The following is a 24,602-nucleotide window of genomic DNA, read 5'->3' as shown; positions in this document are numbered from 1 at the left end:
ATTCTTTTATCCTTTAAAGTCATCTAAATTCAAATCTTCAAACTGAGATAGCAGTTCTTCATCACTACTCGGCGCTTTTTTAACTTTACGTACTACAGGCTCAGCAACAGTATCTTCTTGATCCGGTTGTTGTTCTAAAGACTCTTCTGGTGCCATTAAACCGAGTTGATTCATCAATATTTCAATACGATCTAATTTTTCATCCACATAACTTTGTAAACCTGCACCTAGCTTCTCACCAGCTTCAATACGATCCAACAACACATTCAATTGAGCATCATTTTCAAGCATTTCAAGCTCATTTTCAGCTGATATGCGGCGTTCTTGTTTAGTTGGTTTTTTCTTTGCTTCCACAATTAACGGTATTTTTTTCTTGCTACCTAAACGTGGGTCTTTCTTCTGGGCTGCCGTTCTTTGTTTTGTTTCTGAAGATTCAGCATTACGGTTGCCAGTTTTTAAACCCTTGCGCTTTTTCAATCGCTTACGTAAACGACCTTCTACATCTGCTTCACTACGATTTCTCGTTACGATGACATCGACTTCACCAGAAGAACCAGGTTTTCTTGATTTTTTATTTCTACTCATTACTGGAGTTTCCTCAGTAAAATTACATCATTCCCAACAAATTCAAGTTGGAGCTTATCCCGTTCGGCCAAGTACTGAAAAGTTGATCGACTATAAAAACAGACATGGGTAAGGTCGTTTTTATAATGCCATTTCGAAAACGCTTCTACGTCTACAACTAGCTTGGTCATAATGCCAATCCAGCCACTTGGTTTAACTAAATTTAACCAATCCTGCCACACAATATTTGGATAATAGAGGTGCTCTATCACTTCAGTAGCCGTTAAAAAATCATAGGTTTTTTTGAGAGCTTCTCTATCAGGATAATAATAGATATCGTATAGGCTCATATTGTACCCTGATTCTTGTAAAATCATAGATAAAGCCGGTCCGGGACCACAGCCAAAATCCAACCCATTAGATTTAGGACTTAATCGTTCAATCAAAGGCACTGAAAACCGAGAAAGAAACCGTCTATACCCTTCATCAGAAGGAATATTCTCATGCAAATCATATATCAATTTTTCAGCATCACTATCCAAACGCTGATCTATTGGTACAAAAACAAGCTTACAGCGATTACATTGAAAGTAATCTCGCTTTTTGTCTTTATAGTAATGCTTAGAGTTTACATCTTCACACAAAGGACACGGCAGCATAAAGTCATCCTCATATTGGGATGCGAAACATACCAGAATTAGGTTAAATAGTGGAGCTTATTTCGACAGAGATATAAAAAAAGCGACAGAATAATCTGTCGCTCAGAAAAGGTGGCCAATTAATGGAAAAAAGGTGTGTAGCCAATACTAACAAACACAATAATCCATCTGTTATTAAAGCTTTCCTTGCTAATTTTAGTTGGTGATCATCCTAATCATTTTTTCACGTCCTTTATAGCATCCTACTACTGGGCTCATCCTAAGCCTGATCCGTTACCTACTAATTCCTTTTAGTCAAAGACCATCCTTATCACACAAACTTCTTGTCTATGTTTCTTCCTTTATCTCACCTTGAGAATCCTTGCTCCAAGAGCTACATCCATGCTAGCCATCTATGGCTAATCCATTCCGTTTCCGCTTCTTGCTTTGACAACAATTTACGCCAAAAGAATTTATGAGCAAGGACTGATAGTAAAAAAATAGGTTAATTGCATCACTCAATTTAAACCAGAAATCAATTCAATAACTTAACGAATAGTCAATTAATAGAACGGGTCAATCTCTTACAAGAAGATAAGAAAAATGCGCTGACTTACGTTAAGTACCTAGTTGATATAGATCTCATAAATAACTTAGCGACATAAACTTAAAGTAAGTTATGTCGCTAAAGATAAATCGAGTTTAAGGAGGAGAATTCGACTGAATGTTTAGTGTAGACCACCAACATATTTAGACAATGTATCAATTTCGGCATCTGTTAGCTTCATTGCTACATCTCGCATCATCTCATTGAGATCGTTTTGACGTTCGCCAGCTTTAAATTTGGTTAATTGGATTTTAATATAATCCGCATGTTGTCCGGAGATTTTAGGGAAACCAGATAACTCGGTTCCATTACCTCTAGGTCCATGACATGCAACACAAGCCGTTAAGCCACGCTCGGCATCACCTGCGAGATAAAGAACTTTTCCTTCATCTACAACATCTTCTGGTGTTGAATTATCAGAAATAGGTAACGATGAGTAATACGCAGCTAAATCCATCATATCTTGCTCAGAAAGAGACATCGCCATTGGGCTCATTACTGGATCGTAACGGCCTTTTTCACCTGACGTTTCAATACCAAGCTTCAGTTCAGCAAGCTGTTTTTCTATATACTTTGCATGCTGACCTGCAATTTTTGGATACTGCGTAATGAGACTATTCCCGTCGGTAGAGTGACAAGCAACGCAAGTGGCTGATTTAGCTTTACCAGCTTCAACATTACCTTGGGCCCAAACAGTGAAGCTGGCAAACAGCCCCAAAATTAGTGCTAATTTATTCATGACATTCCATTATAATTATGAGGCTCTGTTTCTTTTTCATGCTTTAGTAACCGAATAAAAAAACAAACCTAGGCTTCCAGTACCACGTTTTTTTATATATGACGTGTTACAATATACAACTTTATTATACTCTTTCGGTTATTTTACACAATTTAACAAAAAAGCAATCAACTGACTACATAAAGTCAGATGGAGTTAACATTGAGCGCAAAAATTCACTATCAAAACACGCATTTTATCACTAGTGCCCCCGATATTCGCCACTTACCAGAGGACGAAGGTATCGAAATTGCTTTTGCAGGGCGATCGAATGCAGGTAAATCTAGCGCACTTAACCGCTTGACTAACCAACGTAACTTAGCAAAAACCAGTAAAACACCTGGTCGTACGCAGCTCATCAACTTATTCCAAGTTCAAGAGAACTGCCACATCGTCGATCTCCCTGGCTATGGCTTTGCACAAGTTCCTCTTGAGCTAAAGAAGAAATGGCAAAAATCTTTAGGTGAATACCTACAAAAACGAGAATCTTTAAAAGGTCTCGTGGTTCTCATGGATATTCGTCACCCAATGAAAGATCTTGACCAACAGCTTATCTATTGGGCAGTAGAGTGCAATATTCCCGTTCAAGTTTTGCTAACTAAAGCGGATAAATTAAAAAGTGGCGCTCGAAAAGCACAACTTCTAAAAATACAAAAAGATGCAGTCTCTTTTTCCGGTGACGTATCTGTGGATCTCTTTTCTTCTTTAAAAGGTATTGGTGTAGAGCAGTTACGTAGAAAACTCGACACTTGGTTCAGCCCTGTAATGTTAAACGCTGAAGAATTAGAGCACAATACTCAGGATCAAACTGCAGATAATATATCAAATATCACTCCTGAAAATAAAGAATAGCCGTAACTTAAAGTCGACTACTTTAAATCTCCCACTTTAAATAGTGGGCTTTTTAAATATTCTCTCTTCTAACTTTCGTACTTCATTTTTCGCTATTGGATTTTCTGTCGTAAAATCTCGAATGCTGATTATGCTCAAATAGCTGGTTAGAAAAAAGGCAAGCAGAAAAGTGGAGTGAAAGGGATACCTCATATATTTATGAAATGTTATCAGTTAACAATTATGTAACTTTATTTCTAAAATTTTTCTTTTGCCATTAATAGGTTTAAGTCTAAATTCACCTCTTGGAATCATAACCATTCAAAATAAAGGATTTTCATTAGTTCTATTTTGACGCGTTAGGTTTATCTATTCTGCAACTTACGAGATATCCAACTAAAAACAAAAAGGAAATGTTTACTCAAAAAAACAATAACTTAAACAAGATTTGTTTGTTATAATTTTCTTTTCCGCAATAAAAAACGCCCCAGTCAAATACTGACTGGGGCGGCTGAATTAGCCTAATCCAATAACGTGAAACAAAAGGTCTGAAAGATAGAACATCTTACCTCTGTACCCTACAAGAGATACTGTACAACAAACGATCAGATTTGAAAATACTTTTCGTAATTTTTTTTCATATTTTTCTCTTTAAAGTACACAAATAGTCTATTAATAATATTTACACTTGTGGTTTAAGCAAGTTGCATAAAAAAGCCAGCGACCGTGCGCTGGCTCTAGAATACAATCCATTATATGCGTGAGGCTATCTAATGCGCTTGATCCCAGTTATCTCCATGACCCGTATCGGCAACCAAAGGAACGTTAATCTCTGCCGCTGACTCCATCAATTTCTGTATTTTTATTTCAATTTCGGTTAAAACTGATTCTTCAACTTCTAATACCAATTCATCATGTACTTGCATCAATAGACGAACCTTACCGTCACCTTCAGTTTCTATCCACTCGTCAACTAATAGCATCGCTTTTTTGATTATATCTGCAGCTGTACCTTGCATCGGTGCATTGATTGCAGCTCGTTCAGCTGCTTTTCTGCGTATCCCATTTCTAGACTTAATTTCAGGCAGATAGAGTTTTCGGCCAAATATAGTTTCTACATAACCTAATTCAGAGGCTTTTGAACGGGTATCTTCCATATACTGTAAAACGCCAGGATAGCGTTCAAAGTAGGTATCCATATAACTTTGCGCTTCATGGCGAGGAATACCAAGCTGTTTAGCCAGACCAAATGCACTCATGCCGTATATTAAACCAAAGTTTATCGCTTTTGCCCTACGACGCTGCTCAGTTGAAACCTCTTCGATACTGATCCCCATCAATTCAGCAGCCGTTGCAGCATGGATATCTTTACCGTTCTTAAAGGCATTGAGTAGTGCTTCATCACCTGAAAGATGCGCCATGATACGGAGTTCAATTTGAGAATAATCGACCGCAAGAATTTTCCAATTATGTGGTGCTACGAACGCTTGACGAATACGGCGACCCGCTTCATTTCTAATTGGAATATTCTGTAAGTTAGGATCGGTAGACGACAAACGCCCTGTGGTTGTTACAGCTTGATGATAAGAAGTATGGACACGACCAGATTCGGCGTTAATCATTCGTGGAAGCTTGTCGGTATAAGTCGATTTTAGCTTAGCTAAACCTCTATACTCTAAAATACGTTTTGGTAACGGGTAATCTAAAGCTAACTCTTGTAACACCTCTTCGTTAGTCGAAGGAGCTCCAGACGGTGTTTTCTTTATAACTGGTAAGCCCATTTTTTCGAATAAAATGGCTTGAAGTTGCTTGGGCGAGCTTAGATTAAATTCTTGACCAGCAATGTCATAAGTCTCTTTTTCCAATTCATCTAACCGAAGTGCAATTTCTTGGGATTGAGCAGCAAGGAGCATGTCGTCAATGAATACACCAGTTCTTTCAATACGAGAAAGTATAGGAACTAATGGCATTTCAATTTGTTGATAAACGTATTTTAGTTGTTGATCTTTTTCTATTTCAGCATTCAAACGATAGTGCAACCGTAAGGTAACGTCTGCATCTTCAGCCGCATATGGTGCTGCCTGCTCTAAATCAATTTGATTAAAGGTAAGCTGTTTTTTACCTTTACCGGCAATGGCCTCAAACGAGATACAGCTATGCTGTAAAAAACGCAATGCCAAACTGTCCATATCATGTCTGCCACCTACGCTATTATAAACGTATGACGCTAACATAGTATCGTGTTTTATGCCTTTTAATTCAATATCATATCGAGCTAATACGCTGGTATCATATTTTAAATTTTGACCAACTTTAGCTTGATTTTCATCTTGTAGAATCGGTTTTAGTTTTTCTAGCACCCAATCTCGGTTCAACTGCTCCGGTGCACCAATATAATCGTGAGCCACAGGAACATAAGCAGCGACACCTTCTTCAACAGCAAAAGAAACACCAACAAGATTCGCTACCATATAATCTAAACTGTCAGTTTCAGTATCAAAAGCAAATAAATCACTCTCACTTAATTTTATTAACCAACGTTCAAAATGTTCTTCATCTAAAATCGTTTCATATTTATCACGATCGATTTTCACAGCGCAGCTATCAATAACGGTAGTATCAGCAGCAGTCATAGAAGATGAGCTAACGACACGACCCGATTTATCATCAGCTTCTATTGTGCCTGTTCCACCTTCTAATAATTCATTGAGCCAGGATTTAAAGACAAGCTTGCCATATAACTCTATTAAGGCATCTTTGTTAGGTTGCTGTTTAATTAAGGAATCTGGTGTTTGTTCAAGTTCTACATCCAATTTAATGGTTGCCAACTGATAAGACATGTACGCATTAGCTTTATGATCAATCAGTTTTTTTGCCATGGTTTTCGAACCACGGAACCCTAACGCAGCAATATCATCTAAATTATTGTATATTTTTTCTATGCTACCAATACCCTGTAGCAAGGCCGTTGCTGTTTTATCACCCACCCCTGGAACACCTGGAATGTTATCCACTTTATCGCCCATAAGCGCCAAATAGTCGATAATTAACTCTGGAGGAATGCCAAATTTTTCAATAACACCTTCTCTATCCATTACCACATTAGTCATGGTATTAATCAAAGTGACATTATCATCCACGAGTTGCGCCATATCTTTATCCCCAGTACTAATCAGCACCGGCATACCAACTTGGGACGCTTGTGAGGACAATGTACCAATAACATCATCCGCTTCAACACCTGGAATAGATATTAATGGCAACCCCATTGCTCTTATCACATCATATAAGGGGTCGATTTGGCAACGTAACTCATCAGGCATAGACGGTCGATTTGCTTTGTATTCTGGATACAGATCATCACGGAACGTTTTTCCTTTCGCATCAAATATAACTGCCATTTTGTCAGAAGAAAATTGACGCATCATGCTACGCAACATATTGACCACGCCGTAAACAGCGTTGGTTGGGATATCGCCATTACTCATTGAATCAGGGTAAGCATGAAACGCGCGATAAAGATAGGAAGACCCATCAATCAGGATTAACGGGTTCTCAGGGATGCTAGGCATAAGTATTGTTATCCAAACAAAGAAAATTATCCGCTTAGAATGCCACGAACGCCCTTTATTATCCATTCAGATAAGCACAGGAATCTAGTCTAATTTTGTGAAAACGATCTATATTTTCTGTGGATAAGTCTGTTTGTATTTTATGATCGAACAAATAACAACCAATAATCCAGCAACTTAATTTTCTATAAAAATAAATAAAATCAAAAACTTAATAATATTTAGATTCAAAAAAACAAGATCAATAAATGATCTTCAATTGTGGAAAAGATATATATATGTAAACAGATAGTTGCGTTCTATTAATAATAATAGAGAAGAAAAGTGGCTATATGGGTTTTAAAAAAAAGAAAGCGACATCAAAAGATGTCGCCTAGCATAATTGGTATAAATAGAATTGCATTCCATTTGACCTAGAAGCTTAATTCACTGGAAGCATTGTGAGCAATGTCGTGTCATTTAGAGGCAAAATTCAAAAAAGTTATCGAATTTGAATTTCCCCCTGAAGACACCGTAATAATAACCATTCTCATTTATAATGCAACCATTATTTGATAATAATTCTCAATTAATGGTTTTAATTCGAGGATCAGACTCACAGATTCAGTTATTTATTGGTATTTTCTACTACTCTATTTCCCTCTTCAGCTAACCAGAGTGCAACATCTTTAGCAAAATAAGTCAAAATACCGTCTGCGCCTGCACGTTTAAAGCACAATAGGGATTCCATTACCGTCTCGCGCTCCTTTAACCAACCATTTTGAATCGCTGCTTTATGCATAGCGTACTCACCAGACACTTGATAAGCAAAAGTAGGCACTTGAAGCTCTGATTTTACTCGACGAACAACATCTAAATACGGCATACCTGGTTTCACCATAACCATATCCGCGCCTTCATTGATATCCATTGCAACTTCATGAAGCGCTTCATCACTATTAGCAGGGTCCATTTGGTAATTTTTTTTATCGCCACCTTTGAGGTTAGATGCCGAACCAACCGCATCTCTAAATGGACCATAATAATTTGAAGCGTATTTTGCTGAATAAGCCATTATTTGAGTATGAATATAACCTGCTTCTTCTAACGCTTCTCGAATACAACCAATACGTCCGTCCATCATATCGGATGGCGCGACAACATCAGCACCAGCTTCAGCATGCGACAAGGCTTGCTTGATAAGAACCTCTGTCGTTGCTTCATTCATTACATAACCGGTCTCGTCAATAATACCGTCTTGGCCATGAGTCGTGAATGGGTCAAGTGCAACGTCAGTAATGACACCAATTTCAGGCACATGTTCTTTTAATGCTTTAACGGCTCGTTGAGCCAAGCCTTCTGGGTTGTAAGCTTCTTGAGCACATAAACTTTTTACATCTTGATTTACGACAGGAAATAGAGCAATTGCAGGCACGCCTAATTTAGCCAACAGTTGAGCTTCTTCCAGCATTAAATCAATTGATAACCGTTCCACTCCTGGCATAGAGTCGACAGCTTCTCGTCGGTTTTTACCCATAAGAATAAACATTGGATAAATAAGGTCACTGGCACTGATTTGATTTTCCGCCATTAAGCGACGGCTAAAATCATGCTTACGCATACGACGCATGCGGCGTAATGGGAATTCACCTTTTATAGAAATGGACACCTGATTTCTCCTTGCCTTCTATTCTGTCGTTATAATTTGGTTCACAAACACATCATATCACTGTCGATATTTGATTGAAGTGATAATAAGGTAGAAATTATCTCTAAAGCACAAATTCCATATATACTTCACCAGTATTAGTTGAATAGTCACCAATCGAAGAGAAAACAATGATAGATACTCATGCTCATATTTACGCAACTGAATTTGATAACGACAGAGACGAAGTTGTTCAACGGGCGATAAGTTGCGGTATAGATACGATTTTGTTACCAAATATCGACCTTAACTCTATTGATCCGATGCTAAAAACTGAAGCCCAATATCCAACCATTTGTCGCTCAATGATGGGCCTGCACCCTTGCTATGTAGATAGTGACGTTAAGCAAACACTGGAAACAATTTATTCATGGTTTGCCAAACATAATTTTATTGCTGTGGGTGAAATTGGTATTGACCTTTATTGGGATAAAACGTATCGCACACAACAAGAATATGCCTTTGTTACTCAGTTGGCTTGGGCAAAAGAAATGAAGTTACCTGTGGTGATTCATACTAGAGATTCAATAGAAGAAACACTAAAGTTATTAAAGCAACAGCAAGACGGTTCTTTATCTGGTGTATTTCACTGTTTTGGTGGAAGTGTAGAGCAAGCGAAAGCTATCAATGACTTAGGGTTTCACTTAGGTTTAGGCGGTGTTTCAACGTTTAAAAATGGTGGAATGGATAAAGTTATTCCCTCTCTAGATCTAGATTATGTGCTGCTAGAGACTGATTGCCCATACCTTGCACCTGTTCCGCATCGCGGTAAACGCAATGAACCGTCCTATACGGAACTGGTTGCTAAGAGAATCGCTGAATTAAGAAATATCAGTCTTTCAGAAGTCGACAACCTCACTACTTACAATGCGCAAAAGCTATTTAAATTAACTTCTGCTGCTTAGCCGAGTTCGGTGATTAACTTTTTTCTTCTGTAGCCTGATTTTCTGAGCTCTCGTCTGTCTCTTTTCTGATATAGAAGCGAGCAAAGAACAGTCCGATTTCAAATAAGATACACATAGGTATCGCCAACAGAGTTTGAGAAATCATATCTGGTGGCGTTAGCATCATGCCAACAATAAAGGCGGCAACAACGATATAAGGACGTTTTTCTGCAAGGCTCTTTGGATCCGTTGCACCAGTCCAGCATAACAAAATAATAGCCACCGGAACTTCAAATGCGATGCCAAAAGCAAGGAATAGTGCTAAAACAAAGTCTAGGTAACTAGAGATATCCGTTGCGAACTCGACCCCACCTAATGATATAGCGGTAAAAAAACTAAACACCAGTGGAAAGACAACATAGTAAGCAAATGCAACACCACAATAAAAAAGCAAAGAGCTTGAAAACAGCAGCGGCATAATCAGTTTGCGTTCGTGTTTATACAAACCCGGCGCGACAAAGGCCCATACTTGGTAAAGAATAAAAGGCACAGCAATAAAAATAGAAGCTATTAACGTCAATTTTAATGGTGTAAAGAACGGAGATGCTACGTCAGTTGCGATCATCGTTGCCCCTTCAGGCAAACGATCGACTAATGGTGATGAGACAAACTCATAAATATCGTTAGCAAAATAGATCAAGCCAACGAACACAATAATAACCGCTAACATCGCTCTTAATAGGCGATTTCTCAGCTCGAGTAAATGGCTAATCAAAGGTTGGGTTTGTTCAGCTGACGCCATAATGAACCTCTAAATTTAAAAAACAGAAAGAGCTGCTTGTAATAGCAGCTCAATCAAAATAATACCGAATGAATCATAAACCGATTAATCCAGTTTTTTTGCTTCTGAGCCAGCATCACTTTTTGCAGGATCAACCTGTTCAGGTTGCTCAACTGCATTGGTTGATTTTGACTCTTTCGCATAAGGTCTTTGAACATCTGCTGCCGCTTTCTTTAATTCTTCAACGGAAGCTTTAAGATCTGGGGCCAATTCTTCCATCCCCATTTTCTCAGCTTTTTTTAGGTTATCTTGTAGTTCTTGAATTTTTAGCTCATGGGTAAGTTCGTCTTTTACTCCATTCGCCATGGCCTTTGCGCTATTCATAAATTTAGAAATACTACGTATAGCAACAGGTAATCTTTCAGGGCCAAGTACTACTAAGCCTACAACAGATATTAATACCAGTTCCCAAAAACCGATATCAAACACAGATTAAGCCTTCTCTTTGTCTTTTTTAACTTCTTCAGCAGAAGCTTGAGCTGACTTTTGCTCTAAATTTTGTGGTTCAAAGTCGGCATCTTTTGCTTCTTTTTTTACCGAGTCTTCATCACTCATGGCTTTTTTAAAACCTTTTACTGCAGAACCTAAGTCACCACCCATGTTGCGTAGTTTTTTTGTTCCAAATAGTAAAACAACAATAACTGCTATGATAAGCAGTTGCCAAATACTAATACCGCCCATTATTAACACCTCGGGTTATATAAAATATAAACTATAAATAAGTTTGCTAGTGTACTTGTTATTTACCGCGTACACGCCAATTAAGCAAGCAAAATGTGACATCTACTACGCGACTACCTATTCCTAAGTAGGATTTCAAATAACGTTAAAATTATTTACTATAAACATACCAACTCAGTCCCCAACAAGTAAGACCGGCCGAACCAGCAACCATTGCCAGAGTGCAATGAGGACCTAATAATAAAATAGTCGAGCAAACCACCATGGTCGCCCCCGCACCAAATAATAGTTTACCTTTTGCATGTTGCTGTTTTGTTAACTTGTAACCAGAATAGAGTTGCTCCATTTTCTGGTTCATTTCTCGACTCTGTTTCAAACCATCGTAAAGTAGTTCGGGTAACTCAGGTAATCGCTCAGCCCAAAAAGGGGCTTTGTCTTTAATCGCATTAATTACGGCTTGAGGGCCGACCTGATTCGCCATCCATTTCTCTAAAAATGGTTTCGCTGTTTTCCATAAATCAAGCTGTGGATAAAGCTGTCTCCCTAACCCTTCCACGTACAGTAATGTTTTTTGCAACAAAACTAATTGCGGTTGCACTTCCATATTAAAACGACGCGCTGTATTAAATAAATTAAGTAATACATGACCAAAAGAAATTTCACATAAAGGTTTGGCAAAAATGGGTTCACATACAATTCGAATAGCAAATTCAAATTCTTTTATATTGGTATCTGCTGGAACCCAACCCGAATCAACATGAAGTTGTGCGACTTTCTGATAATCGCGATTAAAAAAGGCTAAAAAGTTTTCAGCAAGGTAGCGCTTATCTTCACTATTGAGTGTACCGACAATACCGCAATCGAGACCTATCCACTGAGGGTTTTCCGGATGTTCGGGATTAACAAACACATTTCCTGGATGCATATCCGCATGGAAGAAACTATCCCGAAAAACTTGAGTAAAGAAAACACTAACACCACGCTCAGCTAATAACTGCATATTGGTATTATTTGCGACTAATCCATCAATATCAGATACTTGGATCCCATAAATACGTTCCGATACCATCAACGCTTCACTGCTAAAATCGGTTATTACCTCCGGAACATACAGCTCTTCACTGCCTTCAAAATTACGTCGTAATTGAATGGCATTAGCGGCTTCTCGACGAAGGTCAAGCTCATCAATTAACGTTTTTTCATATTCACGAACCACTTCAACCGGTTTCAGCCGCTTTGCTTCTGGAGCAGTATTGGCAACAATTTTAGCCATTCGAAACATTAACTTAATGTCCGATTCAATAACGGGACGAATATCAGGACGAATGATTTTAAGAACGATTTCTCGAGCGTTACTTTTTAACTTTGCAGTATGAACTTGGGCGATAGATGCGGAAGCTAATGGCTCAATATCAAAATCAGTAAACCAATTTTCTAAAGGTCCGCCCAGTGCTTTTTCTATTTCATTTTTGGCTTGTTGGCCATCGAAAGGAGCCACTCTATCTTGCAGTAACGCTAATTGGTCGGCTAAGTACGGAGGAAAAAGATCACGTCGAGTAGACATCATCTGTCCAAACTTGATCCATACAGGACCCAGTTCTTGCAGAGCTAAACGTAACCTAACACCTAGCTCTTTATCTTTATGTTTGTTTTTTATCCAAAATAGAGCTTTACGGGCAAGTAAGGGTTTTTTTGTTAAATCGTGTTCTGGTATCAATTCATCTAAACCATACTCTAGTTGAACTTTTAAAATATGGTATAGGCGGCGCAGTTCTGCTGGTTTCATGCTTTCTCCAACAAGTTAGCCAATCGCTTTTCTATCGCTTTGATATCCGCGTTAATATCTGAAACCTGATCGCAAAAGTAGGCAACTTCAAGAGGCCCTGGTGCAATTTTCCATTCTTCGGTTAACACTTGAGCCAAACGATTTTGCTGCTTCATCATTCGGTCTTTAATCCAACCATTGGTATCTTTAGCGCCTTGCACGATAGTATGAGCGACAACATCGCCAGTCCCTCTGGAAAGCCATTCTTCAATATCAGGCTTACAATCTTGCATTAATTGAGAAAACTGTTGAGCCAGTTTAAGATCCCCTTCAAGCTGCAATTTCTCTTGCTTAATTAAGCGCGTAATATTGTTTTGGTCTTTCAGTTGAGGCAACACCGCTAAATCCAATGAAAGATAGCAGTCTGTTGTCCCTTCATATTGAGCCAATACATCCACTTGTTGACTGAATACAAACGTGAGCGTTCTATTTAATTCGATAAGGTTTATTTGTAACACTTGCCCTTTTAGACGATTTAAACGTCGTCCGTGCTCGGGATTGTCTTTGATCAATGTGTTTATTGCCGTTTCAATTGCAGCGGTCGCAATTTGATCAGCCAAACCTAGCTCAAGCATTTATTATCCACCTTAGAATTTATAACCACGGTGTAACGCAACGATACCACCGGTTAAATTGTGGTAGCTGGTACTTTCGAAGCCAGCGTCTTCCATCATGCCTTTAAGTGTATCTTGATCTGGGTGCATGCGAATAGATTCAGCCAAATAGCGATAACTTTCTGAATCATTTGCAATCAATTGACCCATTTTAGGTAATAAGTGAAATGAGTAGGCATCATAAATTTTAGACAAAGGTTCGAGTATCGGTTTCGAAAACTCTAATACCAACAAACGTCCACCAGGCTTAAGAACACGGAACATAGAGCGCAGTGCTTTATTTTTATCGGTAACATTTCTTAAGCAAAAGCTGATGGTTATACAATCAAAATAGTTGTCTGGAAAAGGCAGCTCTTCTGCATTAGCTTGTACATAATGAACGTTGCCTACAATGCCAACATCACGCAGTTTATCTCGACCGACATTCAACATAGAGTTGTTGATATCAGCAAGCACAACATGGCCTTTTTCTCCAACAATCCTGGAAAACTTCGCCGTTAAGTCGCCCGTGCCACCACCAAGGTCTAAAATTTTCTGCCCGGCTCTAGCGCCGCTACAATCAATAGTAAATCGCTTCCAGATACGATGAACACCTACAGACATAAGATCATTCATAATGTCGTATTTGGTGGCGACAGAATGAAATACTTCCGCTACTTTGGCGACTTTTTCTTCTTTTGCTACTGTTTGAAAACCAAAATGTGTTGTTTCATCCGACGGTACTGCCGAATCATCATTTACACTAAAATCTGTCATTTTTCCCTCTTTGGCAATACCTTAACAACCAGTTTGATGCTTCATATTGTTCAATTTTTTAACTAAGTACAGTACAAACACTCAGTTTACCGTATAACAAACCTGTAGGAATTGCGGATAATTAGTTTACTTTATCCTCTGCCTGATGTCTTTCTTTTGCCGTTTCTTCCGTTAAGCTATTTTGCGTGAGCTCCGTAATACTGGTTGGAATCGGTCGTTTTACTTCCACTCCCAAATCTTTAAAACTTTCTGCTTGTCTAATTACATTGCCCCGACCTGTGGCCAGTTTATTCATGGCTCCCTGATAGTTCTGGTTTGCTCTGTCTAATGATTGGCCTAAAGAATCCATATCCGTAAGGAAAAGTCGTAACTTGTCGTACAGTTTACTTGCTCTTTCTGCAATTACTTTCGCATTTTGATTTTGTCTTTCATTACGCCAAAGGTTATCAATTGTTCTCAATGCCACCATCAAAGTGGTCGGACTGACTACAATGATATTCTTTTCCATTGCGTCTTTCACTAGGCTAGGATCGGCTTCTATTGCAAGTTGGAAAGCAGATTCAATTGGAATAAACATTAGGACATAATCGAGGCTTTGTATGCCTTTCAGCTGTTGGTAATCTTTAAGGCTTAACCCTTTTATATGGGCTCGCATTGCCACTAAATGTTGGTTTAATGATTGCTCTTTTTCTTGCTCCGATTCCGCATTAAAGTAGCGTTCATACGCAACGAGCGTCATTTTTGAATCGACTACCACCTGTTTGTCTTGAGGTAAATGAACAATGACATCAGGTTGATAGCGTTTACCTGCTTCATTTTGCAAGTTTACTTGAGTTTGATATTCGTGACCTTCTCGCAAACCAGATTCAGCAAGAACTCGAGCTAACACAACTTCACCCCAATTGCCTTGTTGCTTATTGTCGCCTTTTAATGCTTGAGTTAAATTAACCGTATCTTTACTCATCTGTTGATTAAGTTTTTGTAGGTTTTTAATTTCATGTACTAAAGTATGCCGTTCTTTAGCTTCTTCACCATAACTGTCGGCAACTTGCTTTTTAAACCCTTCTAATTGCTCTTTCAACGGGGAAAGCAATCCTTCTAAACTTTGTTTATTTTGCTGATCAACTCGAGCGGTTTTAATGTCGAAAAGGTTATTCGCTAACTGCTCAAATTCCTGCTTCAAACGCTGTTCGGCTTTTTCCAATAACTCGACTTTGTCATTATTTGCCTTGAGTTCAGCTTGATGTCTTGCTTGCTGTTCTCGTTGTTCTGCTTTTCTTTGCGATATTTCTTCTCTTGCTAATTCGAGTAACTGAGAATAACGTAAACTCTCTTTTTTAACGCTTTCAAAATGACTTAAATTTTCGGTTGCAGCCATTAACTGACCATGGGTTTGTTTTAACTCATAGGAAACTTTATCTCGTTCAATATCGAGTTTATCTAATTCTGATTGAGCTTGCTCTATGGTTAGTTGCAATTGTTCTATGGTTAATTGCAGTTGCTCATTTTTTATTTGCAGCACTTGTTGTTGTGCTTCCGCTTCTTGCTTTAAAAGCTGCATTTGAAATTGAGTTTTTTGTTTTATCCACCAACCGACTACAAAAGCCGATATAATACCGCTGGATAGGATGGCAATAACAAGTTGTTGGTTTTCTATAATCCACTGCATGAGGGCTATCTTAGTTCTTTGAATACTGCGCAAATGGTAAGTGTGCACTGGATAAATGTCCAGTCCATTACAGCAATAACCTGTCCGTTATTAAAATAGTCAGTCCATCAGGAAATAGTTCGTATATCTTCTATCATTCAAGTCTTTCATGCTCGTTCCTAGGAGTGATAGTATCTAGCATCTAATAAGACTAAATAAAAACACTATGATTAATGAACGTCGCGCTTTGGGCTTTGGAATGGCTGCAGTATTGCTTTGGTCTACGGTAGCCACAGCTTTCAAAATAACGCTACAAGAATTCAGCCCGATACAAATGTTGACTGTTGCAAGTATGGTTTCAGCAATTGCCCTATTTTTACTCTGTTGTTATCAGGGCAAAACCGCTCAAATTACCCGCACATTTTATGCAAACCCGGGCTATTTTTTAATACTTGGACTGATCAATCCATTCGCTTATTATCTTATCCTCTTTAAAGCTTATGAATTACTGCCAGCTTCACAAGCTCAACCGTTAAACTACAGTTGGGCCATCACACTCACTTTAATGGCAGCCCTATTTCTTGGTCAAAAAATCAAAAAACAAGACTGGATCGCCTGTGCTTTAGGTTATTTAGGTGTGGTCGTTATTGCCACCAAAGGTGATGTACTAGCGTTAGATTTTGATAACCCTTTAGGGGTCGCTCTTGCCTTGTTTTCGACTTTACTTTGGGCTGGTTATTGGATCCTTAACACTAAAAACAAGGCAGATCCTATTATTGGTGTGTTTTTGGGGTTTGTGGTTGCTTTACCCTTTGCCATTGCGATGTGTTTTTTTGAGCAGTCATCATGGGATATCAGCATTAAAGGATGGTTAGCCGTCTCTTATGTTGGCTTATTTGAGATGGGGATAACGTTTGTATTGTGGGTATCAGCTCTTAAATCCACCCAAAATACCGCTAGAATCAGTAACCTGATTTTTATTTCACCTTTCATTTCCCTAGTTTTACTCGCCTATATAATTGGCGAACAAATACATGTATCAACGCTGATTGGCTTGGTCATGATTGTAATTGGTTTGCTGATACAACAAATAAAGCGCTAACTCAGCGATGTACTGACTGGTTTCCTATTCGTTAGGTCATCGAGCTCTTGTAGAGTTTTGCCGTTTTTTTGGTTATTAGGTTAATTTGGTGCAATCAGATGAACTTAGGCTGTTCAAGTTAAGTAGTGAGTAAATATTTTTTGTCCGACTACATACAACAACGATTGCGCAGGCAAAACCTGCCACTCATTATTTTTCTCTAATGGTTCTGATGCAAAGACAATATTTTTTTCGGTTTTTCGCATATAAACCGTTGGTGGGTGTCCATCGCTACTGTATCTAGCAACCCAAAAATTATTGCCATCTGATAGACAAATCGATGCTTTAAAAGGATCGTCAATTGCTTTATTTTTCATCACCTGTTTTATTTCATCAAACGTAGCTTGAATAGCATTAGCGGGGTTTTCTTGTAATCCGTAATTAAACATCATCAAAAAAATCAATTCACTATCTGTCGCTCCTTTTCGCCTAACGTATAAATGTTCTGGCAAGCGACGTTCTAACTCAAATCGGACAGATTCAAACTCAGCAATTTGCCCATTATGTAAAAACATCCAATTACCAGCCACAAAAGGATGGCAATTAGAACGAGAAACCGATGAACCGGTAGAAGCACGAACATGCGCCATAAAACGATGTGTGCGAATATGATGAGTTAATGAAACTAGGTTTTCATCTCCCCATGCTGGCATAACTTCATGAAATACCCCTGGCGTTTCTCTTTCTGTATACCAACCGAGACCAAAGCCATCTGCGTTAACTCGAGTAACCGCCTTGCGTGCATCAAGACTTTGATTGATTAATGAATGTTCAGGTTCATAGACCAATTCATCCATATAAATAGGCTCACCTTGATAAGCTAACCAACGACACATAATCAATCCTTCTAAATAATTTAAAACCTATACCTACATTGTGATTTAGGCACGACATATCGATTTTCTCCCCTCTAATGTACACTCAGCTTAGGCTTTCTCCCAGTGCTTTAACATAACCGATAGCAACCTAGATACAGTATGACTTCAAATGATGGATTTCTGCTTGAAAACAGCAATACTTTCTTGAGCACGCTGAGAAAAGATTTTTGATAGATTAGTGCGAATTCGGTCAGAGGCGTAATACAGACTATATTTATATTGTAGTGCTGGCTTAAACGGCCGGATGACCACATCGCTATTGGACCAAAGGTCGGCACTAAAAGAGTCGAGTAAAGCAATACATAACCCATTCGCAACTAAACCATACCCCGTAAGTGAACGCTGCGTTGCAAACTGGAGACGGACATCAATATTGTTTTCTTGCAAAAGCTTTTTATGTTTATTCCATTCGATACCATCCTCATCAACTAATTTAAGTAGGCTTTCGCCATTTAAATCTTGAGGACCAATCACCTCTTGCTTTGTCAATCTATGGCTAGCAGGTAGAACGCATACCCAATCCATTGTAATCAAAGGCTCTTTCATAAAACCAAAATCATAATTAACATCATTAGTCATAATCAAATCATACTTGGCATATCTCAAACCTTGCATCAACTCATTAACGCTATCTGAAAGTACAGTAATCTGCACATCTGGATTGTACTGCATAAAATCTTTAATAATCATTGGTACTATTTTAGTTGCTAATGCAGGTGTCGCGCCTATGGTTAAGCGTTCATCAGATGAATGCCTAATATTTTCAGCAACCGACTCTAGATGATTGATTCCATGAAATATATTTTTAACCTCATCATAAAAAACCAACCCTTCTGACGTGGGTATTATCTTACCTTTTTTCTTAACAAACAGATTAAATTGCAGCGTTTCTTGTAGATCTTTTATTAACCGGCTGACCGATGGTTGCGATATACGCAATTCAGTTGCGGCTTTAGTAAATGACCCCGTCTGAACGACGGAAAGAAAAGCCTGAAGTTGTTTATATTGCATGAAGTTACCTCATAGTATTTACAAATAATACCATGCAAAAGTGGCCATTGTGTAAATAAATTCTATATGAGACATTCTGACGGAATCATCAATAAAACTCAGTTTAAGTAAATGGATTTTTACTTTTAAAAAAAGTTATGGAGAACCATTATGAGCACAATAGAACAACCAGAAACACGATCTAACAACGTCGACACCCCAAAATTTTGGTATCAAAAGTTTCCAGATCCCATGGTACTTATTTTTTATATTCTATTGATAGCGAGCGCGTTAACCTGGTTAGTACCACAAGGGGTTTATGATACTGAAACCGTTGATGGCCGTCAGAGAGTAATTGCTGGAAGTTTTCATTTTTTAACTGACACCAGTGATCCTATTGGAGTATTCGGTGTTGTTAATAAAATTTTCGATATTTTTGTTGCCATCCCACAAGGGTTAATTCAATCGGCTCAATACTTATTCATCGTATTCATTGCTGGCGGACTGTTTAATATTTTATACCGCTCAAATGCGTTAGAAAATTTCGTAGGTAGTTCGGTTAAACGTATAGGTTTAGAACGCGGTAATGTGCTGATTTGGCTTGCCACTTACCTTTACGGTGTATTTGGTATTGCAGTCGGTTTCGAGAATAATATTGCGTTAGTGCCAGTTGCACTGCTGGTTTCAAGTGCTTTAGGCTATAAGAACCTAGTGGGAGCTTGTATATCTATCGGTGGTATTGGTATTGGTTTTGCCTTGTCTCCAATTAACCCTTATACCGTTGGTGTATCGCAAAATATTGCTGGACTGCCTATATTTTCAGGTGCTGTTGTTCGATGCATTTTAACCTTTGTCTGTTTATCCCTTCTTGCTTGGTACATTACTTCATTTGTTGCCCCTAAATCTCGTGATGACGTCGTCGCTCAAAAGGATCTATCTTCTAAGCTCAACCGCTACACAATGAGTACCCAAGATAAAGCCGTCATGTTTATATTCCTAATGGGAATCATCATTATTGCGGGTTGCTCGTACTTAGCTGGAACAGGAGATCTCGGTCGTAGTTGGTACATCAAAGAAATTACCGCTGTCTTTCTTCTCATTTCAATTGTCATTGCTGCAACTTGCCGAATTGGTGCAAACCAATACGTAAAATACATGATAGAAGGGGCTTCGAGTGTTACCGGAGGTGCTTTAGTTATAGGATTAGCTGCATCCATAAAAGTGGTTTTAGAAGACGGGCAAATCATCTATACCATAGTGCATTCTTTTAATTTGTTACTCAACTATGTACCAGAATCGTTAATAGCGGTAACTATTAGTATTATTCAAGGCTTTATTAACTTATTTATACCAAGCGGTTCCGGACAAGCCCTGGTGACGATGCCTATATTGATTCCGTTAGCCGATTTGATTGGCATCAGTCATCAAGTCATGATTTTGGCATTCCAAGTAGGCGATGGTATTACCAATCTAATTATCCCAACCTCTGGTGGAACACTGGCTATGCTTGCTCTAGCAAAAGTAAGTTTCTCTCAATGGGTAAAAACCATATTCCCGGTCATAGTAATGGTTTACATGGTTAGCTGGGTATGTCTGATTATTGCGCAATACACAAACTGGTCTTAAATAATAAAATCGCTGCGCAATAAATATTGCGCAGCGATATAGAGAGGACAGAATGACTCAATTAAAAAATATAGCGTTAGTAGGCGGAACTCATGGCAATGAGTTATCAGGAATATATCTTGTTAAAAAATGGGTTAATCAACAGCTTCTTGAAAAATGGCATGATTTAAATATTACAACCAAAATAGCGAACCCTAGAGCTTGTGAAGAAAGTGTCCGTTATATTGAATCTGATCTCAATCGCGAATTTTATCCACTTGATTTGGCTGATAATCAAAAAACAGGCTATGAACAGCTACTGGCGAAAAAACTGAATCAAGAACTTGGCCCCAAAGGGCAATCTCCATTTGATTTCATTATCGATTTACATAATACCACTTCGAATATGGGCGCTTGTTTAATGCTCTTAAAAAAAGATGACTTTAATTTAAAAATGGCGGCTTATGTTAAACATAACATGCCGGAATCAAACATCTTTTTTCAAGATAATATTCCCGAAGAAGAACATAGTTTTTTGATCACGCTAGCCAAGCAAGGCATTACCATTGAAGTTGGTGCTCAACCTAATTCAGTCCTACAACATGAAACTTTAGAATTGATGGAAAGCATGACTCAACATGTTTTAGATTTTGTCGTTCTATACAATAAAAATGAACATTTAGACTTACCTAAATCTTATGAAGCTTTTCAATATAGCGGTGATCTGTTATTGCCTCTGACAGAAAAAGGGGAACGTAATGGTGTCGTATCGAAACATGTAGACCAGCGTGATTTTTCTCCGGTAGAACCAGGTCAAGTTGTCATGGAAACCTTTGATGGCCAACCTATCCACTGGGAAGGTGATTATACGACTTATCCGTTATTCATTAACGAAGCGGCTTATCGTAAAAGTGCCAGCGCTATGACATTATCGAAAAAAATCATCATTAGTGATTACTAATTCTCATTGCAAATATTGTCCAACGCAAACACTTTGGCTAGACAACGTATTCGCTAGACTGAGTGTTTGCTAGAAAGGCGGTTTACTAAACCCACTGCCCTGCGACAAAACCACTACTCCATGCAAACTGGAAATTGTAACCTCCTAGCCATCCTGACACATCTAACACTTCACCGATAAAATACAGCCCAGCTACCTCTTTTACTTGCATCGTCTTGGATGAAATAAAATCGGTATCGACACCTCCAAGTGTTACCTCAGCAGTTCGATAGCCTTCGGTTCCATTAGGTTTTATTGTCCAATTCTCTAACAACGAAACCGTAGTTAGTACATCTTTTTCATTCAATTGTTTGAGGGGTTTATCTTCTAACTCTTTTCTCTCTATCAGAGATTCAACCAATCTTTTCGGTAAAATTTTAGCTAATGTGATTTTTAAACTTTGATTAGGATGTTTATCTTTCGACACAGCTAAAAGTGCTTTTACATCAACATCAGGAACAAGATTAATCATTACTTCTTGTCCCGGCTTCCAATAAGAGGAAACCTGCAATACCGACGGCCCAGACAACCCACGGTGAGTAAACAATAATGCTTCTTTGAAAGTGGTTTCATCTTGAGTGGTAATCTCTACCGGAACTGCGATACCTGATAGGTTAGTAAGTGATTCTTTATCTTGGTTATGCAAGGTAAATGGTACTAATCCCGCGTTTGTTTGGATCACGGGTAAACCAAACTGTTCTGCAACTTTATAGCCAAATGGGGTTGCGCCGAGCTTTGGCATTGATAAACCACCCGTTGCTATAACTAAAGACTCACACTCCATAAGATCTGCATTCGCTTGTAATGAAAAGCCAGTAGCACTTTTGTTGATAGAGTGAACCTCTACTTGATACTGAAACTGGACTCCTGCTTGTTGGCACTCATCCAATAGCATTGTGACAACCTGTTTAGCTGAGTCGAGACAAAAAAGCTGTCCATGTTCTCGCTCTTCAAATTCAATGCCATGTTTATACACTAAAGAGATAAAGTCCCAGTTAGTGTATTGCGATAAAGCGGATTTTACAAAGTGCGGGTTTTGACAAAGATAATGATTAGCAGAGACATTGTAGTTGGTAAAATTACATTTCCCACCACCTGAAATTAGAATTTTTCGGCCAGGTTTTTTAGCATGGTCTAGTACCAAAACTTTTCTGCCTCGCTTTCCCGCTTCTATCGCACACATAAGCCCTGCGGCACCGGCACCAACAATGACTACATCGACCTTATTTGCCAAATTTTTTTACCTTCATTATCTTTACAAAAATAAAGAGGATGTACGAATTCGCACATCCTCCCTTGAGACCATTTTTAACGAGTTTTCAAACCGCAAAACACCATAGCGATAAATTTACAACTAAGAGTTACATACAGCTTCACTCTTAGTTACATTCCAAGAGTGAAAACAAGTAGCAAGTTTATTGACTATTTTACACCATAAAAGATGCAAATAAAGTCACACAAATTAAAGCGACAAATAGAATAAACAACTCCCTGACTTTACGGCACTTATGCATAAAGACAGGATCATGATGATTTAGATATTCCTTGTCTTTAAGATAATGAAAGAGTCGGACTTGCTTGGTAACGTTGCCGTGTGTGGTAAAAAACCCGCCTCCATCAACTTGCTGATATAAAAGCGGATGAGCTTCTCGCATAACATAAATTAACGAACGTAACGCAGTTAAATAGCGCGCTAAATTTACACTTACAATAAGCATAAGAGTAAAGATTATAGTGTCTCCACTGATCATTTTTCCTCCCTACATCTTCTAAGAAGCTAGAGGAAAAAGTGATTAATTCACTCTTTTCTTGTACAGCTTATTATTCCGCTGCACCAGCCTCCATTACAGAAGATGATCCTTCTTTTGCCATCGCAGCTAGATCTTTATCAATAAAGAATAACGCTTTGCCATCTTCACCAATCAGTTCTAACTTATCTAAAATGCCTTTAAACAGTTTCTCTTCTTCGTGTTGCTCCGCAACATACCACTGTAAAAAATTGAACGTTGAGTAATCTTGTGATGAAAAGGCACCATGGGCCAATTTATTAATTCTTTCTGTAATCATTTGCTCATGTTCATAAGTTTCACGAAATACTTCACCAAGACTTGCAAAATCATACTTAGGAGCCTCTATTATACCAATAATTGGCATGGCTCCTGTTTCACTCACATAAGTAAATAGACGTTGCATGTGCTCCATTTCTTCTACTGCGTGAGCTCTTAAAAATGTGGCTGCACCTTCAAAACCTTTGTCTTCACACCAAGCACTCATTTGTAAGTATAGATTGGATGAGAAAAATTCGAGGTTAATTTGCTCATTTAATTGATCGATCATTGTTTGAGATAGCATGAAGACTCCCTTTTACGTCCATTTGTATTGAATTTAAAACTTTAGTCTTATAGCAAAATTTTTAAGAATGAAGTTAGGTTCAATCTAACTATACCACGATACAAAACCCCGTAAGGAATATATACAAAAAAAAGCAGGCAAGGATATGAGATCACTACGACAAATTTTTTTAAATTTAGGTGCTAGGCTTAAACAGTAATCCCTTTAATGGAGGCAGTATTATGAGCTACAAACATATTTTGGTCGCTGTTGACCTAAGCAAAGAAAGCAGCATATTAATCGATAAAGCAGTGATGCTAGCCAAGCCTTTAGGTGCCGACGTTTCCTTTATTCATATTGATGTCAATTATGCAGAAATATACACCGGATTAATTGATGTTAACTTAGCAGAAACACAAAATCACGCTATGGAAGAATCGTTAAAACAACTAAAACAGCTTGCTGATAACGCAGCAATGCCAATTAAACATACTTTAGTCGGTAGTGGTGATTTGGGGTATGAATTAAAGGCAACCATTGAGAAGAAAGATATTGATTTAGTTATTTGTGGACACCATCAAGATTTTTGGAGTGCGATTCTTTCTTCCACCAAACAGTTACTCAATAGCGTCCCTATTGATATGCTCGTTGTCCCTCTGCATGATGACTAATTAAATACAGCAAAAATTTAAGGTACACTATGCGACCTTAACAGTTATTAGGTAATAATA

General features: G+C 38.3%; 23 protein-coding genes. 6 read left to right on the top strand and 17 right to left on the bottom strand.

Annotated elements, in window-relative coordinates:
- Positions 1 to 6 precede the first annotated feature (6 nt).
- From yihI to R3X26_RS06885, 3 genes are all read right to left on the bottom strand, one after another.
- Entirely contained in the window at positions 7 to 585 is a 579-nt protein-coding gene (gene yihI, locus R3X26_RS06895) for a Der GTPase-activating protein YihI (RefSeq protein ID WP_317716481.1), read from the bottom strand.
- Positions 585 to 1,223 carry a class I SAM-dependent methyltransferase gene (locus R3X26_RS06890; RefSeq protein ID WP_317716480.1) on the bottom strand — a complete coding sequence of 213 codons (639 nt, stop codon included), beginning with the start codon at positions 1,221 to 1,223 and terminating at the stop codon, positions 585 to 587. The genes yihI and R3X26_RS06890 overlap by 1 nt, the downstream gene beginning before the upstream one ends.
- Before the next feature lie 707 nt (positions 1,224 to 1,930).
- Positions 1,931 to 2,548 (bottom strand): c-type cytochrome, encoded by a 618-nt coding sequence (locus R3X26_RS06885; RefSeq protein ID WP_317716479.1) that lies wholly within the window; start codon positions 2,546 to 2,548, stop codon positions 1,931 to 1,933.
- A gap of 189 nt (positions 2,549 to 2,737) precedes the next feature.
- On the opposite strand from R3X26_RS06885, the gene yihA reads away from it, so the two are divergent.
- A complete protein-coding gene (gene yihA, locus R3X26_RS06880; protein WP_317716478.1) occupies positions 2,738 to 3,439 on the top strand; it encodes a ribosome biogenesis GTP-binding protein YihA/YsxC in 702 nt (233 codons plus the stop codon).
- Positions 3,440 to 4,188: 749 nt separating this feature from the next.
- On the opposite strand, the gene polA is transcribed toward yihA, so the two are convergent.
- On the bottom strand, positions 4,189 to 6,990 hold the full coding sequence (gene polA, locus R3X26_RS06875; RefSeq protein ID WP_317716477.1) for a DNA polymerase I: 2,802 nt from the start codon (positions 6,988 to 6,990) through the stop codon (positions 4,189 to 4,191).
- Positions 6,991 to 7,597: 607 nt separating this feature from the next.
- Positions 7,598 to 8,638 carry a porphobilinogen synthase gene (gene hemB / locus R3X26_RS06870; protein WP_317716476.1) on the bottom strand — a complete coding sequence of 347 codons (1,041 nt, stop codon included), beginning with the start codon at positions 8,636 to 8,638 and terminating at the stop codon, positions 7,598 to 7,600.
- Between the two features lie 170 nt (positions 8,639 to 8,808).
- Here hemB and R3X26_RS06865 point away from each other — a divergent pair, with 170 nt between their 5' ends.
- Entirely contained in the window at positions 8,809 to 9,582 is a 774-nt protein-coding gene (locus R3X26_RS06865; protein ID WP_317716475.1) for a TatD family hydrolase, read from the top strand.
- Between the two features lie 13 nt (positions 9,583 to 9,595).
- On the opposite strand, the gene tatC is transcribed toward R3X26_RS06865, so the two are convergent.
- The 7 genes from tatC to rmuC form a co-directional block, all read right to left on the bottom strand.
- Positions 9,596 to 10,363 carry a twin-arginine translocase subunit TatC gene (gene tatC / locus R3X26_RS06860; RefSeq protein ID WP_317716474.1) on the bottom strand — a complete coding sequence of 256 codons (768 nt, stop codon included), beginning with the start codon at positions 10,361 to 10,363 and terminating at the stop codon, positions 9,596 to 9,598.
- Between the two features lie 84 nt (positions 10,364 to 10,447).
- The gene (gene tatB / locus R3X26_RS06855) at positions 10,448 to 10,831 is read right to left on the bottom strand and encodes a Sec-independent protein translocase protein TatB (RefSeq protein ID WP_317716473.1); all 384 of its coding nucleotides are present in this window, start codon (positions 10,829 to 10,831) and stop codon (positions 10,448 to 10,450) included.
- A 3-nt stretch (positions 10,832 to 10,834) separates the two neighbouring features.
- A complete protein-coding gene (tatA, locus tag R3X26_RS06850; RefSeq protein WP_317716472.1) occupies positions 10,835 to 11,083 on the bottom strand; it encodes a Sec-independent protein translocase subunit TatA in 249 nt (82 codons plus the stop codon).
- Positions 11,084 to 11,234: 151 nt separating this feature from the next.
- Entirely contained in the window at positions 11,235 to 12,869 is a 1,635-nt protein-coding gene (ubiB, locus tag R3X26_RS06845; protein WP_317716471.1) for a ubiquinone biosynthesis regulatory protein kinase UbiB, read from the bottom strand.
- Positions 12,866 to 13,483, bottom strand: a complete 618-nt coding sequence (locus R3X26_RS06840; RefSeq protein ID WP_317716470.1) for an SCP2 domain-containing protein — start codon at positions 13,481 to 13,483, stop codon at positions 12,866 to 12,868. The genes ubiB and R3X26_RS06840 overlap by 4 nt, the downstream gene beginning before the upstream one ends.
- A 12-nt stretch (positions 13,484 to 13,495) precedes the next feature.
- Positions 13,496 to 14,278: a bifunctional demethylmenaquinone methyltransferase/2-methoxy-6-polyprenyl-1,4-benzoquinol methylase UbiE gene (gene ubiE, locus R3X26_RS06835; protein ID WP_317716469.1), complete on the bottom strand. Its 783-nt coding sequence runs from the start codon at positions 14,276 to 14,278 to the stop codon at positions 13,496 to 13,498.
- 121 nt (positions 14,279 to 14,399) lie between these two features.
- Entirely contained in the window at positions 14,400 to 15,947 is a 1,548-nt protein-coding gene (rmuC, locus tag R3X26_RS06830; protein ID WP_317716468.1) for a DNA recombination protein RmuC, read from the bottom strand.
- 208 nt (positions 15,948 to 16,155) lie between these two features.
- Between rmuC and R3X26_RS06825 the strand changes: the two genes are divergently transcribed.
- Positions 16,156 to 17,028 (top strand): DMT family transporter, encoded by an 873-nt coding sequence (locus R3X26_RS06825; RefSeq protein WP_317716610.1) that lies wholly within the window; start codon positions 16,156 to 16,158, stop codon positions 17,026 to 17,028.
- 113 nt (positions 17,029 to 17,141) lie between these two features.
- On the opposite strand, the gene R3X26_RS06820 is transcribed toward R3X26_RS06825, so the two are convergent.
- Both R3X26_RS06820 and R3X26_RS06815 read right to left on the bottom strand, forming a co-directional pair.
- A complete protein-coding gene (locus R3X26_RS06820) occupies positions 17,142 to 17,903 on the bottom strand; it encodes a class II glutamine amidotransferase (protein ID WP_317716467.1) in 762 nt (253 codons plus the stop codon).
- A gap of 147 nt (positions 17,904 to 18,050) precedes the next feature.
- Positions 18,051 to 18,956: a LysR family transcriptional regulator gene (locus R3X26_RS06815; protein WP_317716466.1), complete on the bottom strand. Its 906-nt coding sequence runs from the start codon at positions 18,954 to 18,956 to the stop codon at positions 18,051 to 18,053.
- 150 nt (positions 18,957 to 19,106) lie between these two features.
- Here R3X26_RS06815 and R3X26_RS06810 point away from each other — a divergent pair, with 150 nt between their 5' ends.
- Positions 19,107 to 20,561, top strand: coding sequence for a YfcC family protein (locus tag R3X26_RS06810; protein ID WP_317716465.1), 1,455 nt, complete (start codon positions 19,107 to 19,109; stop codon positions 20,559 to 20,561).
- A 52-nt stretch (positions 20,562 to 20,613) separates the two neighbouring features.
- Positions 20,614 to 21,501, top strand: coding sequence for an aspartoacylase (locus R3X26_RS06805; protein WP_317716464.1), 888 nt, complete (start codon positions 20,614 to 20,616; stop codon positions 21,499 to 21,501).
- Between the two features lie 85 nt (positions 21,502 to 21,586).
- Here R3X26_RS06805 and R3X26_RS06800 read toward each other — a convergent pair whose 3' ends face one another.
- The 3 genes from R3X26_RS06800 to ftnA form a co-directional block, all read right to left on the bottom strand.
- Positions 21,587 to 22,774 (bottom strand): NAD(P)/FAD-dependent oxidoreductase, encoded by a 1,188-nt coding sequence (locus R3X26_RS06800; RefSeq protein ID WP_317716463.1) that lies wholly within the window; start codon positions 22,772 to 22,774, stop codon positions 21,587 to 21,589.
- Between the two features lie 193 nt (positions 22,775 to 22,967).
- Positions 22,968 to 23,291, bottom strand: a complete 324-nt coding sequence (uspB, locus tag R3X26_RS06795) for a universal stress protein UspB (RefSeq protein ID WP_317716462.1) — start codon at positions 23,289 to 23,291, stop codon at positions 22,968 to 22,970.
- Positions 23,292 to 23,361: 70 nt separating this feature from the next.
- On the bottom strand, positions 23,362 to 23,892 hold the full coding sequence (gene ftnA / locus R3X26_RS06790) for a non-heme ferritin (protein WP_317716461.1): 531 nt from the start codon (positions 23,890 to 23,892) through the stop codon (positions 23,362 to 23,364).
- A 221-nt stretch (positions 23,893 to 24,113) separates the two neighbouring features.
- Between ftnA and R3X26_RS06785 the strand changes: the two genes are divergently transcribed.
- A complete protein-coding gene (locus R3X26_RS06785) occupies positions 24,114 to 24,542 on the top strand; it encodes a universal stress protein (RefSeq protein ID WP_317716460.1) in 429 nt (142 codons plus the stop codon).
- Positions 24,543 to 24,602: the final 60 nt, after the last annotated feature.

The sequence above is a fragment of the Vibrio sp. TH_r3 genome, assembly GCF_033101115.1.
In the GTDB taxonomy this organism is placed as follows: domain Bacteria; phylum Pseudomonadota; class Gammaproteobacteria; order Enterobacterales; family Vibrionaceae; genus Vibrio.
Note: the sequence above shows the minus strand (reverse complement) of the source record. Positions and strands in the feature narration are given on the sequence as shown.

Excerpts from the sequence above, each read along its gene's own strand:
- R3X26_RS06810 (WP_317716465.1), top strand. The coding sequence starts at position 19,107 with ATGAGCACAATAGAACAACCAGAAACACGATCTAACAACGTCGACACC.
- yihA (WP_317716478.1), top strand. The coding sequence starts at position 2,738 with ATGGAGTTAACATTGAGCGCAAAAATTCACTATCAAAACACGCATTTT.
- polA (WP_317716477.1), bottom strand. The coding sequence starts at position 6,990 with ATGCCTAGCATCCCTGAGAACCCGTTAATCCTGATTGATGGGTCTTCC.
- R3X26_RS06815 (WP_317716466.1), bottom strand. The coding sequence starts at position 18,956 with ATGCAATATAAACAACTTCAGGCTTTTCTTTCCGTCGTTCAGACGGGG.
- R3X26_RS06805 (WP_317716464.1), top strand. The coding sequence starts at position 20,614 with ATGACTCAATTAAAAAATATAGCGTTAGTAGGCGGAACTCATGGCAAT.
- ubiB (WP_317716471.1), bottom strand. The coding sequence starts at position 12,869 with ATGAAACCAGCAGAACTGCGCCGCCTATACCATATTTTAAAAGTTCAA.
- ftnA (WP_317716461.1), bottom strand. The coding sequence starts at position 23,892 with ATGCTATCTCAAACAATGATCGATCAATTAAATGAGCAAATTAACCTC.
- R3X26_RS06885 (WP_317716479.1), bottom strand. The coding sequence starts at position 2,548 with ATGAATAAATTAGCACTAATTTTGGGGCTGTTTGCCAGCTTCACTGTT.
- R3X26_RS06840 (WP_317716470.1), bottom strand. The coding sequence starts at position 13,483 with ATGCTTGAGCTAGGTTTGGCTGATCAAATTGCGACCGCTGCAATTGAA.
- rmuC (WP_317716468.1), bottom strand. The coding sequence starts at position 15,947 with ATGCAGTGGATTATAGAAAACCAACAACTTGTTATTGCCATCCTATCC.
- R3X26_RS06865 (WP_317716475.1), top strand. The coding sequence starts at position 8,809 with ATGATAGATACTCATGCTCATATTTACGCAACTGAATTTGATAACGAC.
- R3X26_RS06820 (WP_317716467.1), bottom strand. The coding sequence starts at position 17,903 with ATGTGTCGTTGGTTAGCTTATCAAGGTGAGCCTATTTATATGGATGAA.
- R3X26_RS06785 (WP_317716460.1), top strand. The coding sequence starts at position 24,114 with ATGAGCTACAAACATATTTTGGTCGCTGTTGACCTAAGCAAAGAAAGC.
- tatC (WP_317716474.1), bottom strand. The coding sequence starts at position 10,363 with ATGGCGTCAGCTGAACAAACCCAACCTTTGATTAGCCATTTACTCGAG.
- yihI (WP_317716481.1), bottom strand. The coding sequence starts at position 585 with ATGAGTAGAAATAAAAAATCAAGAAAACCTGGTTCTTCTGGTGAAGTC.
- uspB (WP_317716462.1), bottom strand. The coding sequence starts at position 23,291 with ATGATCAGTGGAGACACTATAATCTTTACTCTTATGCTTATTGTAAGT.
- tatA (WP_317716472.1), bottom strand. The coding sequence starts at position 11,083 with ATGGGCGGTATTAGTATTTGGCAACTGCTTATCATAGCAGTTATTGTT.
- ubiE (WP_317716469.1), bottom strand. The coding sequence starts at position 14,278 with ATGACAGATTTTAGTGTAAATGATGATTCGGCAGTACCGTCGGATGAA.
- R3X26_RS06890 (WP_317716480.1), bottom strand. The coding sequence starts at position 1,223 with ATGCTGCCGTGTCCTTTGTGTGAAGATGTAAACTCTAAGCATTACTAT.